The organism is Micromonospora sp. CPCC 205561 (genome assembly GCF_036906775.1).
In the GTDB taxonomy this organism is placed as follows: Bacteria; Actinomycetota; Actinomycetes; order Mycobacteriales; family Micromonosporaceae; genus Micromonospora.
Genome location: NZ_JBAKHV010000007.1, coordinates 78,427 through 104,555, shown reverse-complemented (window position 1 = coordinate 104,555; position 26,129 = coordinate 78,427). Strand labels below are relative to the sequence as shown.

Below are 26,129 nucleotides of genomic sequence, written 5' to 3'. Positions count from 1 at the left end.
GCTCGCGTGCGCCGCCGGAGGTGCCCCGGCCGGTGTGTCAGTGGATGGCGACGGGGGTCCTCGCCGGGCCGCCCTGCCCGTCGTCGAGCAGGTGCGACGGCTCGCGCCGGCGGGGCAGGAACGCCACCGGGACGAACGTGAGCAGCACCAGCGCGAACGCGACCCAGAACGTGTTGGCGAACGAGTTGGCGGCGAAGTCGAGGCCGCGTTCGAGGATCGACGGTTCGACCGGGAACTGCTGCGCCAGTTCCGGCTGCATCTGGAGGGTGGTGGCGAGGCCGGCCTCGGTCACCGGCTCGCCGTTCGGGTCGGTCACCCCGGGCAGCGGCCGGGAGCCGTTCAGCTCGTTGGTGAGGATCACCGACATCGTCGCGGCGCCGACGGAGCCCGCGATCTGCTGGAGGATGTTGACCAGGGTGGAGCCGCGGGCCACCTCGTGGGCGCTGAGGGTCTTCAGCGCGGAGGTCATGATCGGCATCATGGTGCCGCCCATGCCCAGGCCCATCACGAAGAGCGACCCGCAGAGCAGCACGTACGACGTCTCCGTGTCGACCTGGGTGAAGGCGAAGAACCCGAGGGCGATGAGGCCCAGCGCGAAGGGCACGGTACGCCCGACGGGCATCCGGTCGGCCAGCATCCCGGCCACCGGCATGGTCACCATCGCGCCGAGGCCCTGGGGGGCCATCAGCAGGCCGGCGGTCAGCGTCGTCTCCCCGCGCACCTGCAGGAAGTAGCTCGGGAAGAGCAGGCCCGCGCCCATGAACGCGATGACGAACACGAACAGGGTCAGGGACGCGAGGGTGAGGTTGCGGTTGGTGAAGAGCCGCAGGTCCAGCAGCGGGTGCCGGGGCCGGAAGGAGTAGACGACGAAGGCGACGACGAGCAGCCCGCCGACCAGCATCGGCGCCCACACCTCGGTGTCGGCGAAGGTGCCCGTCTCGGGCAGCGTGGAGACGCCGTAGAGGAAGAGGGCGAGGCCCGGCGAGAGCATCAGCATGCCGAGGAAGTCGAACGACTCGGACGGCTCCGGGGCGTCCTTCGGCAGCGCCAGCGCGGCGTAGACGAGACCCGCCGCGCCGATCGGCAGGTTGATCAGGAAGATCCAGTGCCAGCTCGCCGTGTCGATCAACCAGCCGCCGAGGATCGGGCCCCCGATGGGCCCGAGCAGCATCGGGATGCCGAGGACGGCCATCAACCGGCCGATCCGGTGCGGCCCGGCCGCCCGGGTCATGATCGTCATGCCCAGCGGCATGAGCATGCCGCCGCCGAGGCCCTGGAGCACGCGGTAGCCGATCAGCTGCCCGATCGTGTCCGCGTTGGCGCACAGCCCGGACCCGATCGTGAACAGGGCCAGCGCGATCATGTAGAGCCGCTTGGTGCCGAACCGGTCGGCGGCCCAGCCGCTGAGCGGGATGACCGTGGCCAACGCCAGCGTGTAGGCGGTCATCGTCCAGGCGACCTCGGCGTAGGTCGCGTCGAACTCGCGCTGGAAGGTCGGCAGCGCGACGCTGACGACCGTCACGTCGAGGATCGACATGATCGCGCCCAGGACGACGACTCCCGCCACCTTGAGCACCGAGGCGTCGAGCTTGTCCGAGGTCGCGATGGATTGCTGTGTCACGAAGTCTCCTGAATCCCCGTTGTGGCCGTGGACGGGCGGCGGCGCGCACCGGTGACGGTGGCGCTGCCGGTGACCGGTGGCCGTAGACCGTTGGCGCCGGCCGGTGGCCCTGCGTCGACCGGTCGTCTGTGAGCTGTCACGTACGAGCAGTCCGCAGGCAGACTAACGACCGGCACCGACGATCGGCGTACCGTTTCCGACCGGCCGGATGTGGCGCCCGCCACGGCCCCGGGCCGGGCCGGCTCCGGCCACCGGACCAGCCCGGCGGACGCCGACCATCGGCCGGCGGAGCGAGGCGAACGGGCCGGCGGAGCGAGGCGAACGGCGGGCCGACGAGACGGACGGTCGACGGGGCGGGGCGAACGGCCGGGAAGGCTGTGCGAACGGTCGAGGGGAGGCCAAGGGCCGGCGCTACGAGGCGAAGGGGCGGTCCGCCGGGGCGGCGCGGGCCGCCTCCGAGCGCCGGACCACGCCGCCCGGGGCGGGCCGCCGACGAGCGCGGCCGCGTCGGCGGCCGGCCGCTCTCGGACCGATCCGCCGGCCGCCTCTCAGCGGGCCCGGCGGTTGGCGCGCAGGGCGCCCAGGATCACGCCGGGCCTGGCCAGCGAACTCGGGTGTTCGCGCATGGAGACGACGTCGTTGAACCGGCGTGCGGTCGGCACGTCCGTGACCGTCGCCGTGAGGATCTGCCGGCCGAGCCAGCTGGAGAGCCGGTAGCCGCGCGGGTAGGGCCCGGTGACGTGGGGCAGCGCCAGGTCGGCGGAGGTCGACGTCGACCAGGCGGCGTCGACCACGACCTTCTGCGCGGCGAAGAACCGACGCGCGGGCCTGCCGAGATCCGGCTCGGAGCGCAGGTACGTCGACAGGCAGGCCGCGTGCAGGGCCGCCGCCGTCATCCCCTGCCCGTACACGGGATTGAACGAGGCGACCGCGTCGCCGACGCCGACGAGCCCCGCCGGAAACCGCCGCAGCCCGTGGAAGTCCCGGCGTCGGCTGTCGGCGTGCCGGTAGGTCCGGACGTCGCCGAGCAGCTCCTTCCCGGCGACCTCGGCGAACTCCGGCGGGAAGTCCTCGCGCAGCCGGCGTACGAAGTCCGCCGCGGTGCGCCCCGGACGGCTCTCCCCGTAGCCGGCCATCATGGCCATCCAGCGGCCGTCCTCGACGGCGAAGAACGCGGCCCCGGCCACGTCCGACGAGGTCCCGGGACTGTGCAGGGCCATCACGACCGCGGGATCCGGGCGAGCCTCGTCGCGCCGGAACAGGGCCGTGGCGTAGTTGAGGTCGACGGTCATCCGGCGGGTGACCGGCCGGTCCCAGCCGGCCTGCGCCAACCAGTCGGACAACCTGCTCGAACGCCCCATGGCGTCCACCACCAGATCAGCGGGCTCGACGCCGGAGGCGCCGCCGACGTCGCAGCGCACCCCGACGGTCACGGCACCGTCGAACACGAGACCCGTGGCCCGGGCGGTGAGCGTCTTGACGTTGGGCAGGCGCAGCACCTGCCGGCGGATCAGCCCCTCCAGCAGGGGCCGGCTGCCCGCCAGGCTGTCGGCCTCGTCGGGTACGACGACCTTCAGCCGGCGGTCCAGGTAGCTGCGCCGGGCCGCGGGCGGAGCCTCGACCGCCCCGTGCGCCAACGCCTCCGCGCGGAAGCCGGGGAACAGGTGCTCGAGCTGGCGGAGGCCGCCGGGCAGCAGCGCGTGCAGCTGCGTCCCCTGTGGCACGCCCGGCCGCCCGCCGGGCGCCTGCAGGTCGTCCCGGTCGACGACGAGGACGCTCTCCGCGTGTTCGGAGAGCACCCGGGCGGCCAGCATCCCGGCGACGCTGCCGCCGAGCACGACGGCACGGGCCATGATCGGGGACGCCTCGCCCGGGGGCCGTACCGCGTTCAGCGCCGCGAAGACCCGGGCCGGGGAGAAGGACATCGTGTTTCTCCAAGGGGTACGAGGTGGCGCCCGCCCGCCGCGAGCCGGTGATCGGGCCGCACGGCACGACACTCGACAATCTTCGCACAACTGTCGAAACCCCGTAGGGAAGGGCTTCGGGGTGGCCCCGCCCGACCGTCGCGGCGGGGTGTGGACCGCCGGCCGGGGACCCTGGGAGGATATTTGCGTCGGGAGTGCAAAAACTCCGCCCACCGCCCCTGGAGGATCGATGCCCACTCCTCGCCGGAGACTGCTCGCCCTGCTGGCCCTGGCCGCGCTCGCCGCCGGCTCCGTCGTCGCCGGGCCCGTCGCCGCCGCCGATCCGTCTTCCGCCCGGGCCGCCACCCCCGCGCCCGGCCACCGCCCGGTGATCTTCATACACGGCAGCGCCGGCTCGGCGGCGCAGTTCCAGACCCAGGCCAAGCGCCTGGCCAGCAACGGCTATCCGATCGAGGCCATCGAGGCGCACGAGTACGACTCGCCCAACGTCGCCTCGACCCTGCCCCAGATCCACGCGGGGCTGGACGCGCGGATCTCCCGGCTGCTGGCGGCGACCGGCGCGGACCGGGTGGACCTGCTGGCACACTCGCTCGGCACCTTCGTCACGCAGGGCTACCTCGCCAGTTCCCCGGCGCGGGCCGCCCGCGTCGCGCACTACGTCAACCTCGACGGGCGACCCGCCGCGGCACCGCCGGGGGGCGTGCCCACGCTCGCCATCTGGGGCGAGGGCGACCCGGCGCGGGCAATCGTGGGCGCGACCAACGTCCACCTGCCGGAGCAGTCCCACACCCAGACGGTCTCGTCGCGGGAGTCGTTCGGCGAGATCTTCCGGTTCCTCCGGGGCCACGCGCCGCGTACGACGCGGATCGTGCCGCAGCCCCTCGGAACCGCCCGGGTCTCCGGGCGCGCGGTCTTCTTCCCGAGCAACGTCGGCGTCACCGGCGCGACGCTCGAGGTCTACCCGGTCGGCACCCTGACCGGCGCCCGGCTCTCGGACCGGCCCGCGTACCGGGTGTCGCTGGGTGGCGACGGCTCGTTCGGGCCGTTGCCGGTGCTCGCCTCGGCCCGCTACGAGTTCGCGGTCGTCCGGGCCGGCGCCGCGACGCACCACTTCTACTTCCAGCCGTTCGTGCGGTCCGACGCGTTCGTGCGCCTGCTGACCAGCCGGCCGGGTGAGGGCCTCGGCGAGCTGGTCGACACCAGCGACCGGCACACGGCGCTGACGATCCAGCGCCAGAAGGAGTGGTGGGGCGACCAGGGCCACGCCGGCGACCACCTGTGGATCAACGGGCGGGACGTCCTGAACGCGGCGAACACGCCCCGCGCGAAGAGGGTGATCGCCATCTTCGCCTTCGACGACGGCAGTGACGGCGTCACCGACCTGACCGCCCCGCTGCCGGAGTTCTTCGGCCAGACCTTCATGACGGGCATGGACGTCTTCATCCCGGCCGCGCCGGCACGCCCCGGCGTCGTGTCCGTCGTGGTGCGCCAGCGCGGCGGCGGGTACGACGTGCTCACCCTGCCCAACTGGAGGTCCAGCGCCCACCGCGTGACGGTGGGCGTGGACGACGTCTGACCGGTCAGGAGGACGCCGTTCGGCCGCCCAGGGCCCGGGCCAGCCTGCGCACCGCCTCGTCCATGAGCTCCGGCGGCGCGGCCGCGTAGGTGAGGCGCAGGTGCGCCGCCGGGGGTTCGGCGGGATACCACGGCCGCCCGGGAAAGACCACGACGCCCTCGTTGGCCGCGGCGGCGGCCAGCGCCACCTCGTCGGTGCCGTCCGGCAGGCGGGCCCACAGGTGCAGGCCGCCACGCGGCACCGCCTGCGGGACGAGCGGGGGCAGGTGCCGCCGCAGGGCGGCCAGCAGCGCCGCGCGCCGTGCCCGCAGCGCCGTACGCACGGCGCGGCGGTGACGCGCCCAGGCCGGCGAGGTGACGAACTCCAGCGTGGCCTGCTGGAGGGGGCCGGCCACGAAGAAGTCGTCGAGCAGGCGGGCCGCCCGCAGCCGGGCGCCGGCCGGGCCGCGGGCGCCGATCGCGGCTACGCGGAGCCCCGGCGCGGCCGACTTGGTCAGGGAGCGCAGGTGGACGACGTGTCCGTCCGGGTCGTCGGCGGCCAGCGGGGGCGGGGCCTCGCCGTCGAGCGCGAGGTCCCGGGCGTAGTCGTCCTCGATCAGGAACGCCCCGGCGGCGCGCACGGCGGCGCGGACCTCGGCCCGGCGGTCCGGCGACAGGGTGGCGCCGCTGGGGTTGGCGTACAGCGGCTGGCAGTAGAACAACCGGGCGCCGGTACGGGCGAACGCGGCGGCCAGCTGGTCGGGTCGCACCCCGTCGGCGTCGGCGGGGACGGGGACGACCCGCAGCCCCGCCGCGCGGGCCGCGGCCAGCGCGCCGAGATAGGTCGGCGACTCGACGAGCAGGGTGTCACCGGCGACGGCGAGGGCGCGCAGCGCGGAGGAGAGCGCGGCCTGCCCGCCCGGGCAGATCACCATGTCGCCGGCGTTCAGCCCGCCGCCGGACTCGCGGGCGAACCAGGCCCGCAGGTCCTCGCGTCCCTCCGTCGGGCCGCGTTGCCACGACGCGGGCTGCCGGGCGGCGCGGGCGAGCGCGGCGCCCAGCGCGGCGGCCGGTTGCAGGTCCGGGTCGAGGTAGCCGCCGGAGAGCGGGATCGCGCCCGTGGGCGGTAACGCCAGTAACGCCTGCATGTCCTCCTCGCCGGGCGGTCGAGGGCCGAGCGCCACGGTCTGCCAGGACAGGTCCGGCGTCCGCCGCGGGCCGGGCGCGGCGGCCACGAACGTGCCCCGGCCGGCCCGCGCCTCGATCAGTCCCTCCGCCGCCAGTCGGCGGATCGCGTCGGTGACGGTCACCGGGGAGGCGCGGTGCCTCGCGGTCAACTCCCGCACGGAGGGCAGCCGCTCCCCCGGTGCCGCGCCGGCCACGAGGCCGCGCAGATCTTGAATGACGCGCTCGGCCGCGTTACCGTTCTCCATGAGAGACCAGAGTAGCGTTACGGCCCGGAGGCCGGTAACAGCGGACCACGGCGTCGGGCTCGCGCTGGGCGCGGTGGGCGTACTGGCCTTCAGCATGTCGCTGCCCATGACCCGCGTCGCCGTGCAGGAACTCGACCCCTGGTTCGTGGCCTTCGGCCGTGCCGTCGGCGCGGCGCTGCTGGCATGGGGGTACCTGGGCCGCACCGGCGCGCCCCGGCCGAGCCCCGCGCAGTGGCGTCGCCTGTCGGTGGTCGCGCTCGGCGTCGTCGTCGGTTTCCCCCTCTTCACCTCGCTGGCGCTGACGACGCAGACCTCCGCGCACGGCGCGGTCGTCATCGCCGTGCTGCCCGCGATGACCGCGGTGTTCGCGGTGCTGCGCGCCGGCGAGCGCCCGCCGCCGCCGTTCTGGATCGCCAGCGCCGGCGGGCTGCTGGCGGTGCTCGCCTTCCTGGTGGTCAGCGGCACGGTGGGCGGCGCCCTGTCCCACTCCGACCTCTACCTGCTGGCGGCGGTCGCGCTCTGCGGCCTGGGATACGCCGAGGGCGGCGCGCTCGCCCGCGAGCTGGGCGGCGCCAGGACGATCTGCTGGGCGCTGCTGCTCTCGCTGCCCGTCACCTTGCCCGTCACCGTCGTGGCCGCCACGCTCCGCCCGCCGCACGCCGGCGCGGGCGCCTGGACGGCCTTCGGCTACCTCACCGCCGTCTCCATGCTCCTGGGCTTCTTCGCCTGGTACGCGGGCCTCGCTCGCGGGGGCGTCGCCCGGATCGGGCAGGTGCAGCTCACCCAGCCCGTCCTCACCCTGGCCTGGTCGGCGCTGCTGGTCGGCGAGGCCGTCGGCGGGGCCCCGGTCGGCGCGGCGCTGCTGGTGCTCGCCTGCGTCGTGCTGACCCAGCGCCACCGCGGCGGCGTGCCGGCACCCGGCGCCCGGGACGCGTGACCGGCCGGGCCCCGCCGCACGGCACCCGGCTGGCGATCCTCGACGCGATGCCCGGCGGCCCGACGCGCCCGCCCCGGTCGACCGTCCCACGCACCGTGCGGCGGCTTGGCGTCCACAGTCGACCCCGCCGGGCGCCACCCGGCGACGGGCGGGTGTGGACCCGCCCCGGCCCGGGCCGCCGCGGGCGCCATCGGCGAGCCTCGCCGCCCCCTACGGCGGCGGGTTCAGTGGGAGGATCTGAGGCCCGAGGACGCGAAGGAGGGTGCCGTGCGCTACGTCGACGGCCCGACGGTCGAGTGTGAACTCCACCTGGCGGCCGACCCCGCCACGGTGTGGGAGCTGGTCACGGACATCGAGCTACCCGCACGGTTCAGCCCGGAACTGCAACGGGTGCGGTGGCTGGACGACAGGCAGGGGCCGACGCTCGGCGCCCGGTTCGAGGGTTACAACCACCACCCCGCGCTGGGCGAGTGGCGCACCATCTCGCACATCGTGCAGTTGGACGAACCGCGCCTCATCGGTTGGGTGGTGCTCGACCCCGACAACCGGTTCGGCGGCGGCACCGCCGACCCGGAGCACCCGGGCGCCTCCTGGCAGTTCCGGCTCACTGCCGAGGACGGCGGCTGCCGGCTGTCCCACTCCGTGCGGATCGGTCCCGGCCGCACCGGGCTCAGCCTGATCATCGACCAGGCCCCCGAGCAGGAGGAGGAGATCATCGAACGCCGGACGGCGGCCCTGCGCGAGGGCATGACCGCCACGTTGCACGGCATCCGGAACCTCGCCGAGAAGCCGCGCTGACCGCCGCCGAGGCCCCCGGCCACCGCCGGTCGGGGGCTCCCCCGCGCTGACGCGGTCGGCGCGGACGTCCGGGTGGCCAGGTCAGCCACCGATCGGCGGATAGGCCCGCCGGCACGGCCTCCTTCCGAGGGCCGCGCTGCGGGACCGGCCGACGTGCACGCAGTAGCCGGTCCGCGAGCCGGCATCGCGGCCCTCTCCCACGTCCGGGCGCCGACCGACCGCTACCTCCGGGTGACCCGGACGGCGTCGGCCACGACGTAGCCCGTGGCGTTGGTCCACCGGCTCACCGCCACCAGGTTGCGGTCGCCCGCGGCCAGGGGGAAGGTGCCGAGTGAGCGCCAGACGCCGCCGCCGGAGCGCTGGTCCACGTTGACCGTCTGGTTGCCCGAGGCGGTGACGACGACGTGCGGGGCGGAGCTGCTGTAACCGGGGTCGGCCGGATGCCGTACCTCGATCTGGTAGTTGCCGGCGGCCGGGATGTCGACCTTGAACCAGGCGGCGTCGCTGACGGGCGTCGGGTTGGCGAACCGGTAGTCGGCCCCGTAGCGCTGGGCCGAGTACGTGGAGGTGCCCCAGTTGGTGCTCGCCGTGAAGCGGCCGGCGGTGGCGTTGTCCACGGTGGTGCTGAAGGCGGGCGGATTGGTGCCGCCCAGACCGAGATAGGCGGCGATGCCCTGGGCGTGGCCCCGGGCGGTGGCGGTGATGAGGTCGGCCCGCTTGAGCAGGTTCGCGTCGGCGAGGGTGTCGATGAAGAGGTTCTCGGTGAGGATCGCGGGCATGTTCGTCTCGCGCAGCACGTGGAAGTTCGCCGTCTTCAGGCCCCGGTCGGTGATCGAGCCGACCGATCGCATGCCGGCGACCACCCGCGGGTGCACCGCGTTGTGCAGGTTGACGGTGGCGGCGTCGGCCGTCGGGTACCGGTAGCTCTCGAAGCCGGTGCCGCCGCCGGAGTTGATGTGCACGCTGACGAAGACGTCGGCGCCCCACGCGTTGGCGTCGTCGGTGCGGTAGGCGAGGCTGCGGGTGATGTCGGTCGTACGCGACATCCGGATGTCGACGTTCCAGCTGGCCAGCAGGATGCTGCGCAGTTGCAGGGCGATGTCCAGTGTCAGGGCCTTCTCCTGCAGCCCGTTGCCGACCGCCCCGGGGTCGGTGCCGCCGTGTCCCGGGTCGAGGTAGACCTTGGGCAACGCGGCCCGGGCGGGGCCGGCGACGACGGGCACGGCCGCGGCCCCGGCGAGGGCCGCCAACAGGGTGCGCCGCCGAAGCGTCGGGTGATCGCGCATGAGTACCTCGCCATCCAGAGCCGGAGAGATCGACAACGCCCGCAATATAGCGGACCTTCGATGCGATCTGAAAGATGCCTACGCCGGATGACCCAGCTACTGAAGGTTTTCTCCCTCGCGTCGGCGGACCGGGGCGGCGACGGCCGACGCCTCGACGGCACGCCCCGGCCGCCGCCCTCGCGGCCGCCTCGCATCCCGCTCGAATCTCACTCTCGGCCGACGGACGGCTTCCCGCCGCCCCTTGGCAGCGGTTCACGCATTCGTTAACTTCTCTGTACGCCACGTGAGCGCGGACGACGGGAGCGGTTGTGACGGCACGATTTCTCGGACGCTTCTCCACCATTTCCGTGGAGGCTCCGGAAGCGCGCCGGAAGCGGCTTTCCCACTTCGCGGACCGGTCGGCCGACCGCATTACGCGTCCCTGCTCCGCGGCCCCCACTGTCCCCCTGGACACCCGCTCCGGTCTGCACAGATCCGGTCGCGTCCCGGGAGGCACCGAGCCCGCCGTTTCGGAGAGGAGGTAAGCGCCATGGCGTTTGACATCGTGATCGTCGAGACGAACGAGGAAGTGCTGAACCACGGGGCCGTCTGACGTGCCCGGTGCCGGACCCGTACGCGGGTCCGGCACCATCCCGTTCATTTACGACTACCGTCGAAAGGCACATCGAAATGCGGGTACGCCGCCGCGACCAGCTCGTCTGCCGCTGGGACAGCGGCGGACTGATGATCGCCCTGCCCGGTCAACGCCGATGGCTGCGCGTCACCCCCGACCTGATGAACCTCCTGCAGCGCCTCGACGACTTCACCCACGTCGACGAGCTCGCCGCCCAGTTCGGCGGCGACGCCGCCGCGGCTGCCACCAAGGCGGTCCACGCGCTGCGCGACGCCGGCATCCTCGTCGCCGAGACCGACGACGCCGACCCTCCCCCCGTCTGGCGGCACTGGGGACCCATCGCGTCGCGCATGCACACCGAGGCCCGCGACGCCAACTACCTCGTGGACTCGCCGCGACGCGACGCCACCGCCACGCGGATCGCCTCCGACGGCGAACCCCCGGCACCGTTCAAGCGCTACCCGGACGCGCCGGCCGTTCACCTTCCCCGGCGCACCCTGCCGCTGCGTACGCCCGTCGAGGACGTGTTCGCCGCCCGCCGTACCCACCGGGAGTTCGCCGGCACCCCGGTCGGCGTCGACGCCCTCGCCACCGTTCTGGCCTGCACGTTCGCGCCGCAGCGATTCCTCGACGGCGGCGTGTTCGGCCCGCAGCAGGGCCGGATCAGCGCCTCCGCCGGCGGCCGGCACGAGGTCGAGTGCTACGTCGCCGTCTTCGACGTCACCGGCGTGCCGCCCGGCCTCTACCACTACGCTCCCGAGGTGCACCGCCTCGAACTGCTCGACGCCGGCGTGGACCGGCAGCGCGTCGCCGCCCTGGCCTACGAGCAGGCGCCCTCCTACGAGGGGGCCTTCACCTGCCTCACCACCACCGTCGCCGCCCGGCTGTCCTGGAAGTACCGGCATCCGCGGGCCTACCGGCTGTGGATGTACGACGCCGGCCACTACGGGCAGACCTTTGCGCTGACCTGCACCGCGCTCGGCCTGGCGCCGTTCCAGACCGTGGCGTTCCACGACAGCGGCGTGGAGGCGCTGCTCGGCGTGGACGCCGACCACGAGTTCGCCACGTACCTGCTCGCCGCCGGCAACCCCGCTCCCGCCGACGACGCCTTCCCCGGCGGGCTGCGGCATCCGCCGCCGGCCCGGCTCCCCGTCAGCGCGCACCGTTCCCCCGCCGACCTGCCGGCCGGCCCGGAGGGGGTCGGATGAGCCCGGCCGGCCGGCACCGGGCGGGCGCCGCGCGATGAGCGCGCCCACCACCCCCGCCACCAGGACCGTGGAGAAGCTGAGCGGGCATCCACGGTTCCTGCGGGTGTGGGCGAGCCAGTCCGCCGGTGCGGTCGCCGACCAGGTCCTGCCGGTCGCGTTCGCCCTCTACGCCGTGCAACGCGGCGCCGGCGCCGGCACCATCGCCGTCATCCTCGCCGGCCGGGCGATCGCCCTGGTGGTCTGCCTGCTCGCCGGCGGCATCCTCGCCGACCGGGTCTCGCGGCCCCGGATCCTGTTCACCGCCGACCTGATGCGCACCGCCGTCGTCCTCGGCACGCTGCTCGCCCTCGACAACCTGCCCCTGGTCGCGCTCGGCGTCGTCACCGCGCTCTCCGGCGTGGCCGAGGCCCTGTCCCGGCCGGCCATGCGGTCCCTGATCCCGGCGCTGCTCCCGGTCGCCCTGCTCGAACGCGGCAACGCCCTGGTGGCCGCGGTGCAGCGCTCCGCGACCCTGCTCGGGGCGCTCGCCGGCGCCGCGATCGTCACGGCCATCGGTATCCACGCCGCGCTGGGCCTGGCCGCCCTGCTCTTCGCCACCGGCGCCCTCGCGGTGCTGGGCGTGCGCGACGTCGCCGCCGGCACCCGGGCCCGGAGCAGCGTCCTGGCCGACGCCGCGGCCGGCATCGCCACCGTCCGGCACCGCCCGTGGGTCGTCGCCGTGATGGCCGCCGTGGCGGTCCAACTCTTCGCCGGCACCGCCCCGAGCCTGACGCTGCTGCCGCTGGTCGCCGCGGAACGACTCGGCGGCGAACTCGCGTACGGGCTCGTCCTCGCCGCCGCGGCGGCCGGAGCCCTGCCGGCCATCGCCCTGGCGGGCCGGTGGCGGCCCCGACGCCCCGGCACGGTCAGCATGCTCGCCCTGACCAGCTACGCCGCCCTGCCCGCCAGCCTCGCCTTCGCCCTGCCGTTGCCCGTCACGGCGCTCTGCTTCGCCGTCGGCGGGTTCGTCGTGGAGATCTACTTCATCTACTGGCTCTCCGCCCTGCAACGCGAGATCCCCGCCGAGATGCTCGGCAAGACCCTCGCCCTGGACCAGCTCAGCGCCTTCGCCCTGCTGCCGGTCGGCTACGCCCTGACCGGGCCCGCCGTCGCGGCGTTCGGGGTTCGGCCCACCCTGCTCGCGGCGGCCGCGCTGACCGCCGCGGCCAGCGCCCTCACCCTGCTGGTACCCGGCGTCGGCACCTTCAGCGACCCCGCCCGCGCCACGACGCCGGAGCGTCCCGCCGGCTGAACCGCCGCCGGTGGGGTCGGCCCCTCCGCGCCGTCCGACGGGCCGGTCGCGCTCCGACGGCCCGGCGGCGGCGTCCCGCTCACACGGAGCGGGGCGCCGCCGTCGGGGGTCAGCCCGCCGCGATCCGCCAGGCAGCCGCGAGCTTCAGCACCGCCGTGGTCGGTCGCCCGGTGAGCAGCGCGTGCTCGGCGTCGGCGGTGAGCGTGGAGGTGCGCCCGGCCGAGGCCGCCGCCGGGCCCGCCCGGACGACCGCCGCCTGCGCGACGTCCCGGGTCACCGACGCCAGCAGGTCGCCCTGCGCGGCGGTGTCCCGGCCGGTGAGGGCCAGCGCCGCGGCGACCGCCGCCAGGTCCGTCACCACCTGCCGCTCGTCGGCGACGGACCCGTCGGCCCGCCACCACGGGTCGTGCCGCAGCGAACGGTCCAGGTGGGCCACCGCGACCCGGGCCGCGACGTCGCCCCGGATCTGGGCCAGCCCGTCGCGCAGGGTCCGCAGCCGCTCGCGGCTGGAGTCGGTACGCAACCCCCAGCCGTACGCGTACAGGGGGTCGTAGCCGGCGTCGCCGACGTTGATCGGCTCCTGGGCCAGGGTGCGCGGCCAGGAGACCGGCAGCCGACCGGTGAACGGGCGCGCCCCGAAGAGCACGTCCGCCACGCCGGCGCCCTCGGTGCCGGGCAGCCAGGACGCGACCACCGCGTCCGCACCGGCGACCGCGTCGTCGAGGATCAGCGGGCGCCCGGAGACGACCAACATCACGCAGTCGGCCACGGCCGCGCAGACCCGCCGCACGGCGTCGCGGTCGGCCGCGTCGAGGGTCATGGTGAAGCCGTTGTTGCCGACGTCGCCCTGGCCCTCGGCGTACGGCCGCTCGCCGACCACCACGACCGCCCGGTCGTAACCGGTCAGCGGCGCGGACGCGTCGGCGCTGTACGTCACGTCGACGTCCGGGGCGACCTGCCGGATGCCGTCGAGGATGCTGGTCCCCGGGGTGGTGTCCCCGGTGCCGCCCTGCCAGGTGATGGTCCAGCCGCCGGCCTGCGCGCCGACGTCGTCGGCGTTGCCGCCGGCCACGTACACCCGGCCCGTGCGGGGCAGCGGGAGCACCCTGCCGGTGTTGCGGAGCAGCACCTGCGACTTGGCCGCGGCCTCGCGGGCCACCGCCCGGTGCGCCGGCGAGCCGACCTCGGCCAGGTGGGTGCGGTCGGTGAACGGCCGCTCGAAGACCCCGACGTGCAACTTCTGGGTGAGGATGCGGGCGACGGCGTCGTCCACCCGGGACATCGGCACCCGCCCGGCCTCGATCTCGGCGAGCAGGGTGCGCACGAAGAGCTGGTACTCGTTCGGCACCATGATCATGTCCAGGCCGGCGTTGACCGACGTGCGCACGTCGCTGGCGTAGTCGCCGGGGATCTGGTCGATCGCCGCGTAGTCACTGATCAGGAAGCCGTCGAAGCCCAGTTCCCCCTTGAGTACGTCGGTGAGCAGCTCCTTGTGGGCGTGCATCTTCACCGGCTCGGTCACCGCGTCGTCGGTGAAGTCGACGCTGGAGTAGGACGGCATGATCGTGCCGGTGTGGTGCCGGCGTACCGCCGGGACGTACGGGGCCAGGTGGATCCGGTCGAATTCGGCCCGGGTCATCCGGGTCACGCCCTGGTCGATCCGGTACCCGCCGGTGCCCGGCTGGTAGCTGGTGCCCCCGTCGCCGGCGAAGTGCTTGGTGGAGGCGAGCACCCGGTCGGCCCTGGCGCGGTCCGTGAGCCGGCGCCCCTGGAGGCCGTCGATCACGGTCTCGTTCGCCTCGACCAGCGCGGGATCCTCACCGTACGCCTCGTAGGTGCGGCCCCAGCGGTCGTCGCGGGCGACGCAGACGCAGGGCGCGAAGGCCCACTGCGGGCCCGTCGCCCGGGTCTCCTTGGCGGTGAGATGGCCGGCCCGCTCGACCAGGACCGGGTCGCGCGCCGCGCCCAGGCCGATGTTGTGCGGGAAGATCGTGGCGCCCCGGAGGTTGCCGTGGCCGTGCACGGAGTCGACGCCGTACAGCAGCGGGATCTGCAACCGGGTCTGCAGGGCGCGGGTCTGGTAGCCGTCGACCATGTCCGCCCAGGCGGCCGGCGTGTTCGGCTCGGGCACCGAACCGCCGCCGGAGAGCAGCGAGCCGAGCCGCCAGGTGGCCGGGTCGTCCGGGGCGTCCAGGGCGTTGCGTTCGGCCTGGGTCATCTGCCCGACCTTCTCCTCGACGCTCATCCGGCCGAGCAGGTCGGCGACGCGCTCACGGACCGGCCGGGCGGGGTCGAGGTAGGGCAGGCCGTGCGCGTTGAGCACGATCTCCGGCAGGTCGGCGGTGACCGCGAGCCCGTCGCCCGAGACGCTCAGCGGGATGTTCTCCGCGGTCTCCGCCGCGTCGTCGGCGAGCGTGCGCACGGTGACCTGCCGGGTGGTCCCGGACGGGGTGCCGGCGGGGAGGCTCCACTCCCCCTCGACGGGTGGGAAGTCGGCGCCGGCGGTGGCCGAGCCGCCGCCGGCGGCGTACCGCAGGGTGACGTCCCTGTCGAGCGGGGCGCCGTCGGTGGTGGTGAGCCGGACGGTGACCGTGGCCGACTCCCCCTCGTCGAGCAGGCTGACCGCCGGGGTGGCGTCCACCTTCACCGAGGGCTCGACCTCGGGCAGCCCGTACACCTGGACGTCGTCGATGCGGAAGGTGTCGGCGTAGCCGGAGCGGGGCTGCATGGCGTAGCCCCACATCCGGTCCAGGTCGAGCTCCCGGTTGATGCCGCCGACCGGCTGGTGGTCGGTGCGGTAGGCGAACCGCGAGAAGGGGATCTCCACCTGCCGCCAGCCGACCCAGTCCTCGGTGAAGCTGGTGGTCCAGAGCTCGCTGTGGTCGGCGTCGGCCCCGCCGTCCTTGATCTCCAGGTCGATCCGGCGGCCGGCCCCCGGCGCGGCCGGAGGGACGGTCAGCGGGCTGAAGTACCAGAACCGGAAGCCGCCGAAGGAGCTCCAGTCCTGCGGCTCGCTGTCGTGGCTGAGGTGGTGGGAGAAGCCGGCCCAGCTCGTGGTGGTGTCCACCCGCGCGGCGAGCGCCTGGTTTCCCTCGGGCGCCCCCTCCCGGGGCGCCGCGACGTAGCTCAGCTCCGGGGTGCGGGAGGAGTCACCGGCGAAGGTGGAGATGCCCGGCTGACCGGCGGGCGGATTCAGCGGCGGGCGGGGCGCCTCGAAGTCGGCGACGGTGGCCACCTGGGTGAAGAGTTCCACCTGATCGAAGCGGAACTCGCCGGTGCCCTGCGGCAGGTTGACCGCGAAGCCCCACATCCGCTCGCGCTGGAGCACCTTGTCCTTCGGGCCGTCGGCCGGCTGCCAGCCGGTGCGCCAGACGAACTCGGGAAACGTCGTACGGACCTGCTTCCAGCCCGCGGAGTCGTCCACGAAGAAGGATTCCCAGAGTTCGGAGGCCTCGCCGTGCGCGCCGCCGTCCTTGATCTCGAACTGGACCCGGTCGCCGCTGCCGCTGCCCTTGACCCAGAAGGAGAAGCCGTCGTGGCCGCGCCAGTCCTGGTGGCCGTCCGGGGCGGCGAAGTTGTGCGTGAACCCGCCGTACCCGTCGAAGTCGTAGCGGACCTGGAACGCCTGCTCGCCGGCGGCCGCGCCCGGCCGGTCGCCGGCCGGCACGGTCGCCACCCGGGGCTTCTCCTCCTCGCTGGAGGCGAAGAGCGCCACCTCGGGCGGCACCCCGTCCTGGTAGTCCTCGACGGTCGTGCGGGCGCCGCTGAGCGGCGGTTCGGCGCCGGGCGCCGCGGCGTCCGACCCGGCCCGCGCGCCGCCGGCGGTGACGAGCAGCGACGCGGGCAGGGCCACCGCGAGGAGGGCGGCCCAGCGGGTGCGGCCGCCGCCCCGCCGCGGGCCGGCCGGCCCGCGGCGGTGGGATGGGAAGAGCACGGGTGCCTCCTGTGCTGGGGGTGACGGGGCCACGGGCGGGTACGACCCGCCCGCGGCGCGCGGTGCCGCGCGGACGTCCGGTCGCCCGCCGTCGCGGCGGCGGCGACGGCGCCTCGACACGCGGCGCGGGTCATCGCCCGCCTTCGATTGTTGTTGGAGAGAACATATTCGCTCGGGTCGCTGCTGAAGGTAACGACTCCGTAACGGCAAGGCGCGGGACCGCAGCCGCCGGCCTGGCGCGCGAGCCCCGAGGCGGAACGACAAGGAGGGATTGCTTCGTCGAGGACGTCATCCGCGAGATCGCCGAGATCACACCCGGACCGTTCCTGCACATCGGCGGCGACGAGGCGCACGCCACCTCCGACGAGGACTACCGGACCTTCATGCGGCGGGTGCTCACGCTCGTCGGCAGGTACGGAAAACGCGTCTCCGGCTGGAACGAGATCACCGAGGTCGATCCGCCGGCCGACGTGGTGGCCCTTTCTGGGGCACGGGCACGACCGACACCGACCTGGCCGAGGCCGTCGCGCGCGGCAACAAGGTGAGCATGTCACCGGCCAACAGGTCCTGCCTGGACATGAGGTACGACGTGAACACCCGGCTGGGCCTGAGCTGCGCCGGCCACATCGAGGTGAGCGACGCGTACGGCTGGATTGCCTTCCCGCGCCTGCGCGATCGCCGAGCTCGGCTGGTCGGCGGCGGCCAGCCACGACTGGGAGTCGTTCCGCAACCGGCTGGGGAAGCAGGCCCCGCGCTGGCGCCCGCGGGGCGTCGACTTCCACCGTCCCCGCAGGTGCCGTGGTCCTGACGGGGGCGGCGACCGGATGCCCCGCCGCCGGTCCCGGCGGCGGAGCACGCGGCCCGACCGGCGGCTCCGCGCCCGCCGCGACCGCTCCTGCGCGCGTTACGCCGGCCCCGCCTCCGCCGGCGCGCGGTCGTAGGTGAGGAAGATCGCGCCGCTGCCCAGGACGGTGTGCCCGGTCAGGCGCCAGACCCGCGGCTCGAAGGCGGCGCCCCGGCCGAAGAGCGGGATACCGGCGCCGATGGTCGTCGGCGCGAGCTTGACGATCAGCTGGTCGATCTCCGGGTAGAGGGCGCCGGCGAGGGCGCCGCCGCCGACCACCCAGATGTCCCTGCCGTCGTGCCGCTTGAGCTCGCGCACCGTGGCGACCGGGTCGTCGGAGACGACCTCGACGGCCGGGTCCGGGCTCTCGGCCAGCGTGCGCGAGAAGACCAGGTGACGCAGGTGGGGATAGGCGTCCGTGACGCCGGCCGCCAGGCCGATCTCGTAGGAGTGGCGCCCCTCCAGGACGGTGTCGAACCGGCTGCCCTCGCCGGTGATGCCGAACGCCTGCCGCGCCGGGCCGGGCAGCGTCTCGGGATACTCGGCGACCAGGTGGCGCAGGTAGTCGTCCGGGATCGGCCAGAACCCGTTCGGGCCGCTGGGATCCGCGCCGTCGGGACCGGCTATGAAGCCGTCCAGCGTGACGGCGACGTAGTACACGAGCTTGCGCACGAACCACTCCTCGTTCGGGATACCGGGTGTCGAACGGCCCGCCCGGCGGGTGCCGGGTCCGGCCTTCAGGAGACGAACTCCTCGCTGCCGCGTCGCCTCGGGAGCCCGGGGTCGGGCGTGCTCCAGGAGCGCCAGAGCCGGCTGTACCCGCCCCCGGCCGCCAGCAACTGCTCGTGCGTGCCGTGCTCGACGACGCGCCCGTGCTCCAGCAGCACGACGCGGTCCGCGGTGGCCGCCTGGCTGAGGCGGTGGGCGACGATCAGCGTGGTACGGCCCTCGGTGGCCGCCACGGCGGCGCGGTCGAGGTCGCGCGCGCCCGCGCTGCCGGCCTCCGCGGTGGCCTCGTCGAGGACCGCGACGGCGGGATCGGCGAGCACGAGGCGGGCCAGGGCGAGCTGCTGGGCCTGGGCGGCGGTGAGGTGCCGCCCGCCCTCCCCGACGCGGGTGGCGAGGCCGTCGGGCAGGGTACGCAGCCAGTCGGTGACGCCGACGAGGTCGAGGGCGGCGGCGATCCGGGCGTCGGTGGCGTCCGGGGCGGCGAGGCGCAGGTCGTCGCCGAGCGTCCCGGCGAAGACGTGCACCTCCTGGCTGATCAGGGCGATCTCGCGGCGCAGGCGGTGCTCGCCGAGTTGCGCCAGCGGCACGCCGCGCAGGCGCACGGAGCCGCTGGTGGGCGCGATGATCCCGGCGGCGATGCCGGCGAGCGTGCTCTTGCCCGCCCCGCTGGCGCCGACGAGCGCGACGCGTTCCCCCGGCGCGAGCCGGAGGGCGACGTCCCGCAGCACGACGGGCCCGTCGTCGTAGCGGTGCCGGTCGATCGCCACCTCCAGCGTCGCGGGCCCGCGACCTTCCGCCGGCACCTCGGAGCCTGCCGCGGGAGCGGGCCCCGGCCCGGTCCCGCCCGGCCCGGAGCGTGGCGCGGGAGCGGTCGCGGAGCCGCCGGGCATGACGGCGCCGGGCAGCGCGGCGACGCCGACGAGCCGGGCGAGGCTCGCCCCGGCCTGCAGCACGGAGTCCGACTGGAGCAGCAGCAGGCCGATCGGGTTGAAGAGCCGGTGGAAGTAGAGCGCGGCGGTGGTCGCCGCCCCCACCGTCGACAGGCCGTCGCGCACCAGCAGGAAACCGGCGAGCAGCACGGCGGCCAGCCCCACGAACTCCGAGCGGTTGATCCGCAGCCCGAACCGCGTGTGCAGGGCGAAGATCTCCAACGACAGGTCGCGGACCGCGGCGGAGCGGTCGGCGATCCGGGCGACGTGGGCGTCCTCCAGCCGGTAGGCGCGCACGGTCGCGGAGCCGCGGAGCGCCCCGGCCATGGCCTGCGCCCGCTCGCCGGTCGCCACCCGCTCGCGCGCGTAGTACGGCACCGACCGCTTCAGGTACCAGTACAGCGCCCACCCGTACGCGGGGGCCGCGGCGAGCCCGGCGAGGCCGAGCCGCCAGTCCAGGGCGAAGAGCCCCGCGGCGGTCAGCACGATGGAGAGCAGCGCGCCGAGGAACGCGGGACCGCTGCTGGTGATCACGTTCGTCACCACGGCCACGTCGTCGCCGGCGCGGGCCACCAGGTCCCCGGTTCCGGCCCGTTCCAGCGTGGCCGACGGGAGGTGCAGGGCGCGGTCGAGGACCCGCTCGCGCAGCCGCGCCAGCACGGTCTCGCCGAGTCGCGCGGCGACGGCGGCACCGACCGCGGTGAGGAGGCCGGCGAGCACCGCGGCGCCCGCGATCGCGCCCGCCCAGGCCACGACCCGAGGGGTGTCGGCACCGGCGATGACGTCGTCGACGAGGCGACCCAGCACCCACGGGGCGACGAGCCCGGTCGCGGCGGCGGCGACCAGCAGCGTGCCGGCGGCCGCACTGAGCCGGGGCAGCCGGGCGAACTCGGCCCCGAGGGCGGCCCAGGTCTGCCGGGCGGTGGCCGTGGGCAGCAACCGCCTGGACCCCGCGCCGGCCGTGGTCGACTCCTCGGTCATCGCAGGACCTCCTCCCGGTAGCGGGCGTCGCTGGCGAGCAGCTGCTCGTGGGGGCCCTCGGCGACGACCCGCCCCCGGTCGAGCACGGCCACCCGGTGCGTGACGCGCAGCAGGGCCGGGCTGTTGGTGATCAGCACCGTGCCGCGGGCCGCCGCCGCGCGGGCCGAGGCCAGCCCCTCGGCGAGTTGCGCCTCGGTCACCGCGTCGACCGCCGTGGTCGGGTTGTGCAGCACCAGCACCGGCGGGTCGGCGACGAGCGCCCGGGCCAGTCCGATGCGCTGGCGCTGCCCGCCGGAGAGGTTCGCCCCCCGCTCGGTGAGCACGCGGTCGAGCCCGTCCGGGTGCGCGGCGAGCACGTCCTCGGCCGCCGCGGCCCGTACCGCGGCGCGCAGGGCCGGCTCGTCGGCACCGGCGCCGGCGGCGAGGTTGGCGCGCAGCGTCCCCTCGAACAGCGCCACGTCGTGCTGCTCGACCAGGACGGTGCCGCGCACGGCGTCGATGTGCAGTTCCTCGGCGGGCACGCCGTCGACGTACAGCGTGCCCCGGTACTCCTCTCGGGGGACCCGGCCGGAGAGCAGCGCGACCAGCGCCTCGGCCTCGCTCGGGTCGTAGGCGAGCACGCCCAGGACCTCGCCGGCGTCGACCCGCAGGCACACCGCGTCGAGTGCGGCGTACCCGACCTCGTCGAGGGTGAGCCTGGTCGGGGCCGGGGCGGGCGGCCCGGCGGCACCCGGCCGGACGAGCGGCGCGGCGCCGAGCACCCGGGCCACCCGCCCCGCCGAGGCGCGGGCCGTGGCGAGGAGCTGCACGGCGTACCCGAGCGTCTGCACCGGCTCGGCGATGAACTGGGCCAGCCCCACGACGGCGACGAGTTCGCCGATCGTGAGCCGGCCCCGCAGCGCGAGCCAGCCGGCGACGCCGGCGACCGCCGCGAGGAAGAGGCCGTTCGCGGCGGTGGTGAGCCCGAGGTGCAGGCCCTTGGTGTTCGCGGCGCGCAGGGTGACGTCGAGGGCGTGGCGGCTGGCGTCGGCGTACCGGCGCGCGGCGTGGTCCTGCGCGCCGATGCCGCGCAGCACGCGCAGGCCCGTGACGAGGTCCACGGCGAGCGCGGTCGTGGCGGCGAGCGCCTCCTGCTGGGACGCGCTGCGCCGGGTGAGCAGTGGAGCCATCCGTTGCAGGGCGAGGACCAGCAGGGGCACGCCGACGAGCACCCCGACCCCGAGCGGAACGTCGACGACCAGCAGCGCGACGGCCGCGACCACGAGGGCGGTGAGCGCGGCGGCGGAGAGCCCGGCGACCCGCACGACCAGCGCGGACAGCTCGGCGTCGGAGGCGGTGACGGCCAGCAGCTCGCCGTCGCGCATGCCGGAGCGGCGTCCGCGGGGGTCGAGGGCGCTGCCGGCGATCTCGACGCGCAGGTCGTGCGCCTCCTGTTCCACCGCGGCGTACGTCAGCCGGGCACCGGAGCGGTAGGCGAAGGCGAGGACCGTGAAGAGGGCGGCGAGACCGACGAGGGAGAGCAGCAGCGCCCCCACGTCCCCGGTGGCGACGGCGCGATCGATGATCAGACCGATCGCGACCGGCACGAGGGCCTCGGCGGCCTGGTGGGTGCAGAGCAGCACGATGCCCGCCGCCACGCGGGCGCGCTGCCGGCGCAGGGCGCGCCGCAGCACTCCCCCACCGTCGATGTCGTCGCCTGCCATGAGCGTCAGGAGCCCGCGGGGGCGCCGGACCGGGCGGGCACGACGCCGGCGGGTCGCGGACCGTCGAGCCGTACGAACGAAGACGTGTGCATGAGATGCGTCCTCCCAGCGATCAAGGGGCCAGGTTAGCCCGACCTAATACCGGCGGCGTCGGGGGCTCTACCTGGGCCGGGGACCGCCGCCCCGACCGGCCCGGCGACGAGTCAGTCGCCGGGACCGGGGGTCCGCTGGGCCGTGACGTGGTGGCGGCCGATCGGCAGCATCAGCGGCTTTCCCGAGGTCGGGTCCACGATGACCTGGCTGTCGAGGCCGAACACAGCGCGTACGCACTCCCGCGTCAGGACCCGCGCCGGCTCGCCCGCGGCGTGCAGCCGCCCGGCCGCCAGCGCGATGAGATGGTCCGCGTACCGGGCGGCGAGGTTGAGGTCGTGCAGCACCATGACGATCGTCGTGCCGCGTCGCAGGTTGAGGTCGGTGAGCAGGTCCAGGACCTCGACCTGGTGGCTGACGTCGAGGAACGTCGTCGGTTCGTCGAGCAGCAGCAGGTCCGTCTGCTGGGCCAGGGCCATCGCGATCCAGACCCGTTGCCGCTGGCCGCCGGAGAGCTCGTCGACCGCGCGGTCGGCGAGGTCCGCCGTCTGCGTGGCGTCCAGGGCCGCCGCCACGGCGGCGTCGTCCTCCCGGCTCCACCGGGAGAGCATCCGCTGGTGCGGGTTGCGGCCCCGGCCGACGAGGTCGGCCACGGTGATCCCCTCCGGCGCCGTGGGCGACTGCGGCAGCAGGCCGAGGGTGCGGGCCAGCTGCTTGGCCGGCAGCCGGTGCACCTGCTTGCCGTCGAGCAGGACGTGGCCGGCGCGGGGCGGGAGCAGGCGCGACATCGAACGCAGCAGGGTCGACTTGCCGCAGGCGTTGGCGCCGACGATCGCCGTGATCCTCCCGGGCGGCACGACGAGGTCGAGCGACTCGATGACGACGCGGTCGCGGTAGCCGAGCCTGAGGCTCTCGACCGCGAGCGAGTGGGTGGTGGTCACAACGAGCCTCCCGCGCGGTTCGTACGGATGAGCAGGTAGATGAGGTACGGGGCGCCGAGCACGCCGGTGACCACGCCCACGGGGTAGCGCGTGTCGAAGGCGAACTGGCCGACGAAGTCCGCGACGAGCACCAGGAGGGCGCCGACCAGGGCGGAGGGCAGCAGCAGCGAGCCGGCCGGGCCGATGAGCCGGGCGGCGATCGGCCCGGAGAGGAACGCGACGAAGGCGATCGGCCCGGTCGCCGCGGTGGCGAAGGCGATGAGGCCGACGGCCGCGATGATCACCAGGATCCGGGTGCGCTCGATGCGGACCCCGAGTGCCGCCGCCGTGTCGTCGCCGAGCTGCATCATGGCGAGGTTGCGGGACTGGCTCAGCAGCGCCGGGGCCAGGACGGCCACGGCGAGGGCCACCGGGACGGTCTCGGCCCAGGTGGCGCCGTTGAGGCTGCCGGTCAGCCAGCGCAACGCCAGCTGGAGGTCCCACTCGGCGGCCTGGGTGAGGACGTACGCGGTGATGCTGTCGAGCATCGCGGCGGTGCCGATGCCGATCAGGACGAGCCGGGTTCCGACGACACCGTCCTTGAACGACAGCGTGTACACGATCATGGCCACGGCGAGCCCGACGACGATCGCGAAGGCCGACACCCCCGCCTCGCCGAGGTGCAGCGCCACGATCGCGAAGGCGGCCGCGGCGCCCGCGCCGGAGCTGATGCCGATGATATCGGGGCTGGCGAGCGGGTTGCGCAGCATCGTCTGGAAGGTGACGCCGCCGAGCCCGAAGCAGGCCCCGGCCAGGACCGCGAGCACCGCCCGGGGCAGGCGGAGCGTGCCCACCGTGAAGGACGCCCCGGGGACGTCCTCGCCGGCGATCACCGCCAGGACGTCCGCCGGCGGGTGGAAGGTGCGCCCCACCATCAACGAGACGGCGAACCCGGCGACGACGAGCACGCCGAGCAGGGTCAACACGGCGCGGCGCCGGAGCGCGCGACGGACCCGGCCGCGGGTGACGGCCTCGAGAGTCGTGGTGCTCACAGCTCGCGTACCTTCTGCCGGCGGACGATGTAGATGAAGAACGGGGCGCCGATCAGCGCCGTCACGATGCCCACGTCGATCTCCGTCGGGCGGGCCACCACCCGGCCGACGATGTCCGCGGCGGTCAGCAACGACGCGCCGAGGAGCGCGGAGAACGGCAGCAGCCACCGGTGGTCGGGCCCGACCAGCAGGCGGCACGCGTGCGGGACGACCAGGCCCACGAACATGATCGGCCCGGCGACCGCCGTCGAGGCGCCGCAGAGCAGCACCGCGCCGAACGCCGCGACGCCGCGCACCAGCGCGACCCGCTCGCCGAGCCCCGCCGCGAGTTCGTCGCCGAGCGCCAGCGAGTTCAGGGCCCGCGCCGACAGGAGGCAGATCAGGAAGCCCACGACGAGGAAGGGCAGCGCCTGGCGCGTGCTGTCGTAGGTCGCGCCGCCGACCCCGCCGATCTGCCACGACTGGAAGCCGCTGGCCACGTCGTTGCGCGGCAGCACGAAGGCCCGGACCAGCGACGCGAGCGCGGCGGACGTGGCGGCGCCGGCCAGCGCGAGCTTCAGGGGCGTCGGGCCGCCGCGGCCGAGGGAGCCGACGGCGTACACGAAGACGGCCGCGAGGGCGGCGCCGAGGATCGCCGATGAGAGGTAGCTGGTCGGCGAGGAGAGGCCGAAGGCGACCATTCCGACGACCACGGCGAGCGACGCGCCCATGTTCACGCCGAGGATGCCGGGGTCGCCGAGCGGGTTGCGGGTCACGCCCTGCATGACCGCCCCGGCCAGGGCGAGCGCCGCGCCGACGATCACGGCGAGCAGGGTGCGCGGGATCCGCTTGGTGACGGCGGCCTGTTCCATGGTCGCGTCCGCGCCCCGGAACGCGGCGACGACGTCCGACCAGCCGACGTCGCGGGAGCCCAGCGCGACCGACGCCACCGTCAGCGCCAGCAGCACCACGGCCGCGACGAGGAACCACAGCAGGCGTACGCGTGCCGGACGCCGCACCACGGCGACGTCCGGCACGGTACGCGGGGCGAGCTGGGTCATGACGCCTTGTCGGCGGCCTTGGCGAGCATCGCGGCGTAGTCGTCCAGCACGAACGAGATGGCCAGCGGCGTCGGGTTGGCCGCGGTGCCCAGCGGCGTGGCGCCGGAGAGCATGACCACCGACCCGCGCTTGATCGCAGGGATCTTGGACAGCAGCGGGTCGGCCTGCGCGGCGGCGAGCAGCTTCTCGTCGCCGTACGCGACGATGACGTCGACGTCGTCGAAGACCTGGATCTGCTCGGCGCTCTGGTTCAGCGTGAACTTGTCCGTGCCGGCGGAGAGCTTGGCGATGCTGCCCGGCGCCTTCATCCCGAGGTCCTCGAAGAACTGGGCCCGGGTGTCGTGCGTGGTGTAGAAGCCGATCTTGCTGAGGTCGGTCGGGTCGACGTGCGTCATGAACATCGCCGACTTGCCCGCCAGCTGCGGGTGCTTGGCGGCGGCGGCGGTCATCCGCTTCTCGATGTCGGCGACCAGCGCGTCGCCCTCCTTGGCCAGGCCGAGGGCCTGGCTCTCCAGCTTGATGGTCTCGCGCCACGCCGTCGCCCAGGGCGCCTTCGGATAGGCGACGACCGGGGCGATCTTGCTGAGGGTGTCGTAGTCCTGCTGGGTCAGGCCCGAGTACGCGGCGAGGATGACGTCGGGCTTGGTGTCCGCGACCGCCTCGAAGTTGATGCCGTCGTTCTCGTCGAACAGCACGGGTGTCGTCCCGCCGAGCGACCTGAGCTTCTCGGCGACCCACGGCAGGACGCCGTCGTTGTCGTCGTCGCCGAAGTTGGCCTTCGCCATACCCACGGGCACGACCCCGAGGGCCAGCGGAACCTCGTGGTTCGCCCAGGCCACGGTCGCGACCCGCTTCGGCTTCTCCTTGATCGTCGTCGTACCGAGCGCGTGCGTGATCGTGACCGGGAACGCCGCCGAGCCGCCGCCGGCGGCGTCCTCGGTCTCGGCCTCGGTCGAGCCACCGCAGGCGGCGAGCGCCAACGTCGCGGCCACGGCGACGACACCGGTCAGAAAGCGGTTTGAGCGCATGGAACTGAACTCCGTTGCCTAGTAAGGGGAGGCTAAGCTAACACACCATAAGTCGACCATGATCGCCGCCGCCCGGCCGGGTCGCCCCGCCCCACCCCTCGCCGAGAAGGAAAGATCACCGGCGGCCCGCCGGACGCTCGACGGGCCCGCCACCTGCGGCATCACCAGCCTTCGATCCCGTGGGGCGCGTCCTCGAAACGACTCAGGTTTGGC

The 26,129-nt window shown here is 74.6% G+C and carries 18 protein-coding genes; 6 read left to right on the top strand and 12 right to left on the bottom strand.

Annotation, left to right across the window (positions count from 1 at the left end):
* Nucleotides 1-37: 37 nt before the first annotated feature.
* Both V6V16_RS07065 and V6V16_RS07060 read right to left on the bottom strand, forming a co-directional pair.
* Nucleotides 38-1,621 (bottom strand): DHA2 family efflux MFS transporter permease subunit, encoded by a 1,584-nt coding sequence (locus V6V16_RS07065; protein WP_334560652.1) that lies wholly within the window; start codon nucleotides 1,619-1,621, stop codon nucleotides 38-40.
* A 548-nt stretch (nucleotides 1,622-2,169) separates the two neighbouring features.
* A complete protein-coding gene (locus V6V16_RS07060; protein WP_334560651.1) occupies nucleotides 2,170-3,546 on the bottom strand; it encodes an FAD-dependent oxidoreductase in 1,377 nt (458 codons plus the stop codon).
* Between the two features lie 229 nt (nucleotides 3,547-3,775).
* On the opposite strand from V6V16_RS07060, the gene V6V16_RS07055 reads away from it, so the two are divergent.
* Nucleotides 3,776-5,122, top strand: coding sequence for an alpha/beta fold hydrolase (locus V6V16_RS07055; RefSeq protein ID WP_334560650.1), 1,347 nt, complete (start codon nucleotides 3,776-3,778; stop codon nucleotides 5,120-5,122).
* Nucleotides 5,123-5,126: 4 nt separating this feature from the next.
* On the opposite strand, the gene V6V16_RS07050 is transcribed toward V6V16_RS07055, so the two are convergent.
* The gene (locus V6V16_RS07050) at nucleotides 5,127-6,533 is read right to left on the bottom strand and encodes an aminotransferase-like domain-containing protein (RefSeq protein ID WP_334560649.1); all 1,407 of its coding nucleotides are present in this window, start codon (nucleotides 6,531-6,533) and stop codon (nucleotides 5,127-5,129) included.
* Here V6V16_RS07050 and V6V16_RS07045 point away from each other — a divergent pair.
* Nucleotides 6,532-7,470, top strand: a complete 939-nt coding sequence (locus V6V16_RS07045; protein ID WP_334560648.1) for a DMT family transporter — start codon at nucleotides 6,532-6,534, stop codon at nucleotides 7,468-7,470. The genes V6V16_RS07050 and V6V16_RS07045 overlap by 2 nt on opposite strands.
* Before the next feature lie 267 nt (nucleotides 7,471-7,737).
* Nucleotides 7,738-8,268 carry an SRPBCC family protein gene (locus tag V6V16_RS07040; protein WP_334560646.1) on the top strand — a complete coding sequence of 177 codons (531 nt, stop codon included), beginning with the start codon at nucleotides 7,738-7,740 and terminating at the stop codon, nucleotides 8,266-8,268.
* 221 nt (nucleotides 8,269-8,489) lie between these two features.
* On the opposite strand, the gene V6V16_RS07035 is transcribed toward V6V16_RS07040, so the two are convergent.
* Nucleotides 8,490-9,554 (bottom strand): golvesin C-terminal-like domain-containing protein, encoded by a 1,065-nt coding sequence (locus V6V16_RS07035; protein WP_334560644.1) that lies wholly within the window; start codon nucleotides 9,552-9,554, stop codon nucleotides 8,490-8,492.
* Nucleotides 9,555-10,223: 669 nt separating this feature from the next.
* Here V6V16_RS07035 and V6V16_RS07030 point away from each other — a divergent pair.
* Together V6V16_RS07030 and V6V16_RS07025 are read left to right on the top strand one after the other, a co-directional pair.
* Complete coding sequence (locus V6V16_RS07030) at nucleotides 10,224-11,375, top strand: SagB/ThcOx family dehydrogenase (protein WP_334560642.1); 1,152 nt, start codon at nucleotides 10,224-10,226, stop codon at nucleotides 11,373-11,375.
* A gap of 34 nt (nucleotides 11,376-11,409) precedes the next feature.
* A complete protein-coding gene (locus V6V16_RS07025) occupies nucleotides 11,410-12,666 on the top strand; it encodes an MFS transporter (RefSeq protein ID WP_334560641.1) in 1,257 nt (418 codons plus the stop codon).
* A gap of 109 nt (nucleotides 12,667-12,775) precedes the next feature.
* On the opposite strand, the gene V6V16_RS07020 is transcribed toward V6V16_RS07025, so the two are convergent.
* Complete coding sequence (locus V6V16_RS07020; RefSeq protein WP_334560640.1) at nucleotides 12,776-16,600, bottom strand: carbohydrate binding domain-containing protein; 3,825 nt, start codon at nucleotides 16,598-16,600, stop codon at nucleotides 12,776-12,778.
* Nucleotides 16,601-16,611: 11 nt separating this feature from the next.
* On the opposite strand from V6V16_RS07020, the gene V6V16_RS07015 reads away from it, so the two are divergent.
* Nucleotides 16,612-17,145, top strand: a complete 534-nt coding sequence (locus V6V16_RS07015) for a hypothetical protein (protein WP_334560638.1) — start codon at nucleotides 16,612-16,614, stop codon at nucleotides 17,143-17,145.
* Between the two features lie 359 nt (nucleotides 17,146-17,504).
* Here the strand turns inward: V6V16_RS07015 and V6V16_RS07010 are convergent, their stop codons facing one another.
* From V6V16_RS07010 to V6V16_RS06980, 7 genes are all read right to left on the bottom strand, one after another.
* Nucleotides 17,505-18,116 carry a dihydrofolate reductase family protein gene (locus tag V6V16_RS07010; protein ID WP_334560636.1) on the bottom strand — a complete coding sequence of 204 codons (612 nt, stop codon included), beginning with the start codon at nucleotides 18,114-18,116 and terminating at the stop codon, nucleotides 17,505-17,507.
* Nucleotides 18,117-18,181: 65 nt separating this feature from the next.
* Nucleotides 18,182-20,083, bottom strand: a complete 1,902-nt coding sequence (locus V6V16_RS07005; RefSeq protein ID WP_334560635.1) for an ABC transporter ATP-binding protein — start codon at nucleotides 20,081-20,083, stop codon at nucleotides 18,182-18,184.
* Nucleotides 20,080-21,786, bottom strand: coding sequence for an ABC transporter ATP-binding protein (locus tag V6V16_RS07000; RefSeq protein ID WP_334560633.1), 1,707 nt, complete (start codon nucleotides 21,784-21,786; stop codon nucleotides 20,080-20,082). Before V6V16_RS07000 ends, V6V16_RS07005 begins: the two co-directional genes overlap by 4 nt.
* A 203-nt stretch (nucleotides 21,787-21,989) precedes the next feature.
* Nucleotides 21,990-22,817 (bottom strand): ABC transporter ATP-binding protein, encoded by an 828-nt coding sequence (locus V6V16_RS06995; RefSeq protein WP_334560631.1) that lies wholly within the window; start codon nucleotides 22,815-22,817, stop codon nucleotides 21,990-21,992.
* Nucleotides 22,814-23,848, bottom strand: a complete 1,035-nt coding sequence (locus V6V16_RS06990; RefSeq protein ID WP_334560629.1) for a FecCD family ABC transporter permease — start codon at nucleotides 23,846-23,848, stop codon at nucleotides 22,814-22,816. The genes V6V16_RS06995 and V6V16_RS06990 overlap by 4 nt, the downstream gene beginning before the upstream one ends.
* Nucleotides 23,845-24,888 (bottom strand): FecCD family ABC transporter permease, encoded by a 1,044-nt coding sequence (locus V6V16_RS06985; protein ID WP_334560627.1) that lies wholly within the window; start codon nucleotides 24,886-24,888, stop codon nucleotides 23,845-23,847. The genes V6V16_RS06990 and V6V16_RS06985 overlap by 4 nt, the downstream gene beginning before the upstream one ends.
* Nucleotides 24,885-25,916 carry an iron-siderophore ABC transporter substrate-binding protein gene (locus V6V16_RS06980; protein WP_334560625.1) on the bottom strand — a complete coding sequence of 344 codons (1,032 nt, stop codon included), beginning with the start codon at nucleotides 25,914-25,916 and terminating at the stop codon, nucleotides 24,885-24,887. The genes V6V16_RS06985 and V6V16_RS06980 overlap by 4 nt, the downstream gene beginning before the upstream one ends.
* Nucleotides 25,917-26,129 lie beyond the last annotated feature (213 nt).

Excerpts from the sequence above, each read along its gene's own strand:
- V6V16_RS07060 (WP_334560651.1), bottom strand. The coding sequence starts at position 3,546 with ATGTCCTTCTCCCCGGCCCGGGTCTTCGCGGCGCTGAACGCGGTACGG.
- V6V16_RS07055 (WP_334560650.1), top strand. The coding sequence starts at position 3,776 with ATGCCCACTCCTCGCCGGAGACTGCTCGCCCTGCTGGCCCTGGCCGCG.
- V6V16_RS07045 (WP_334560648.1), top strand. The coding sequence starts at position 6,532 with ATGAGAGACCAGAGTAGCGTTACGGCCCGGAGGCCGGTAACAGCGGAC.
- V6V16_RS07050 (WP_334560649.1), bottom strand. The coding sequence starts at position 6,533 with ATGGAGAACGGTAACGCGGCCGAGCGCGTCATTCAAGATCTGCGCGGC.
- V6V16_RS07035 (WP_334560644.1), bottom strand. The coding sequence starts at position 9,554 with ATGCGCGATCACCCGACGCTTCGGCGGCGCACCCTGTTGGCGGCCCTC.
- V6V16_RS07030 (WP_334560642.1), top strand. The coding sequence starts at position 10,224 with ATGCGGGTACGCCGCCGCGACCAGCTCGTCTGCCGCTGGGACAGCGGC.
- V6V16_RS07025 (WP_334560641.1), top strand. The coding sequence starts at position 11,410 with ATGAGCGCGCCCACCACCCCCGCCACCAGGACCGTGGAGAAGCTGAGC.
- V6V16_RS07005 (WP_334560635.1), bottom strand. The coding sequence starts at position 20,083 with ATGACCGAGGAGTCGACCACGGCCGGCGCGGGGTCCAGGCGGTTGCTG.
- V6V16_RS07000 (WP_334560633.1), bottom strand. The coding sequence starts at position 21,786 with ATGGCAGGCGACGACATCGACGGTGGGGGAGTGCTGCGGCGCGCCCTG.
- V6V16_RS06985 (WP_334560627.1), bottom strand. The coding sequence starts at position 24,888 with ATGACCCAGCTCGCCCCGCGTACCGTGCCGGACGTCGCCGTGGTGCGG.
- V6V16_RS06980 (WP_334560625.1), bottom strand. The coding sequence starts at position 25,916 with ATGCGCTCAAACCGCTTTCTGACCGGTGTCGTCGCCGTGGCCGCGACG.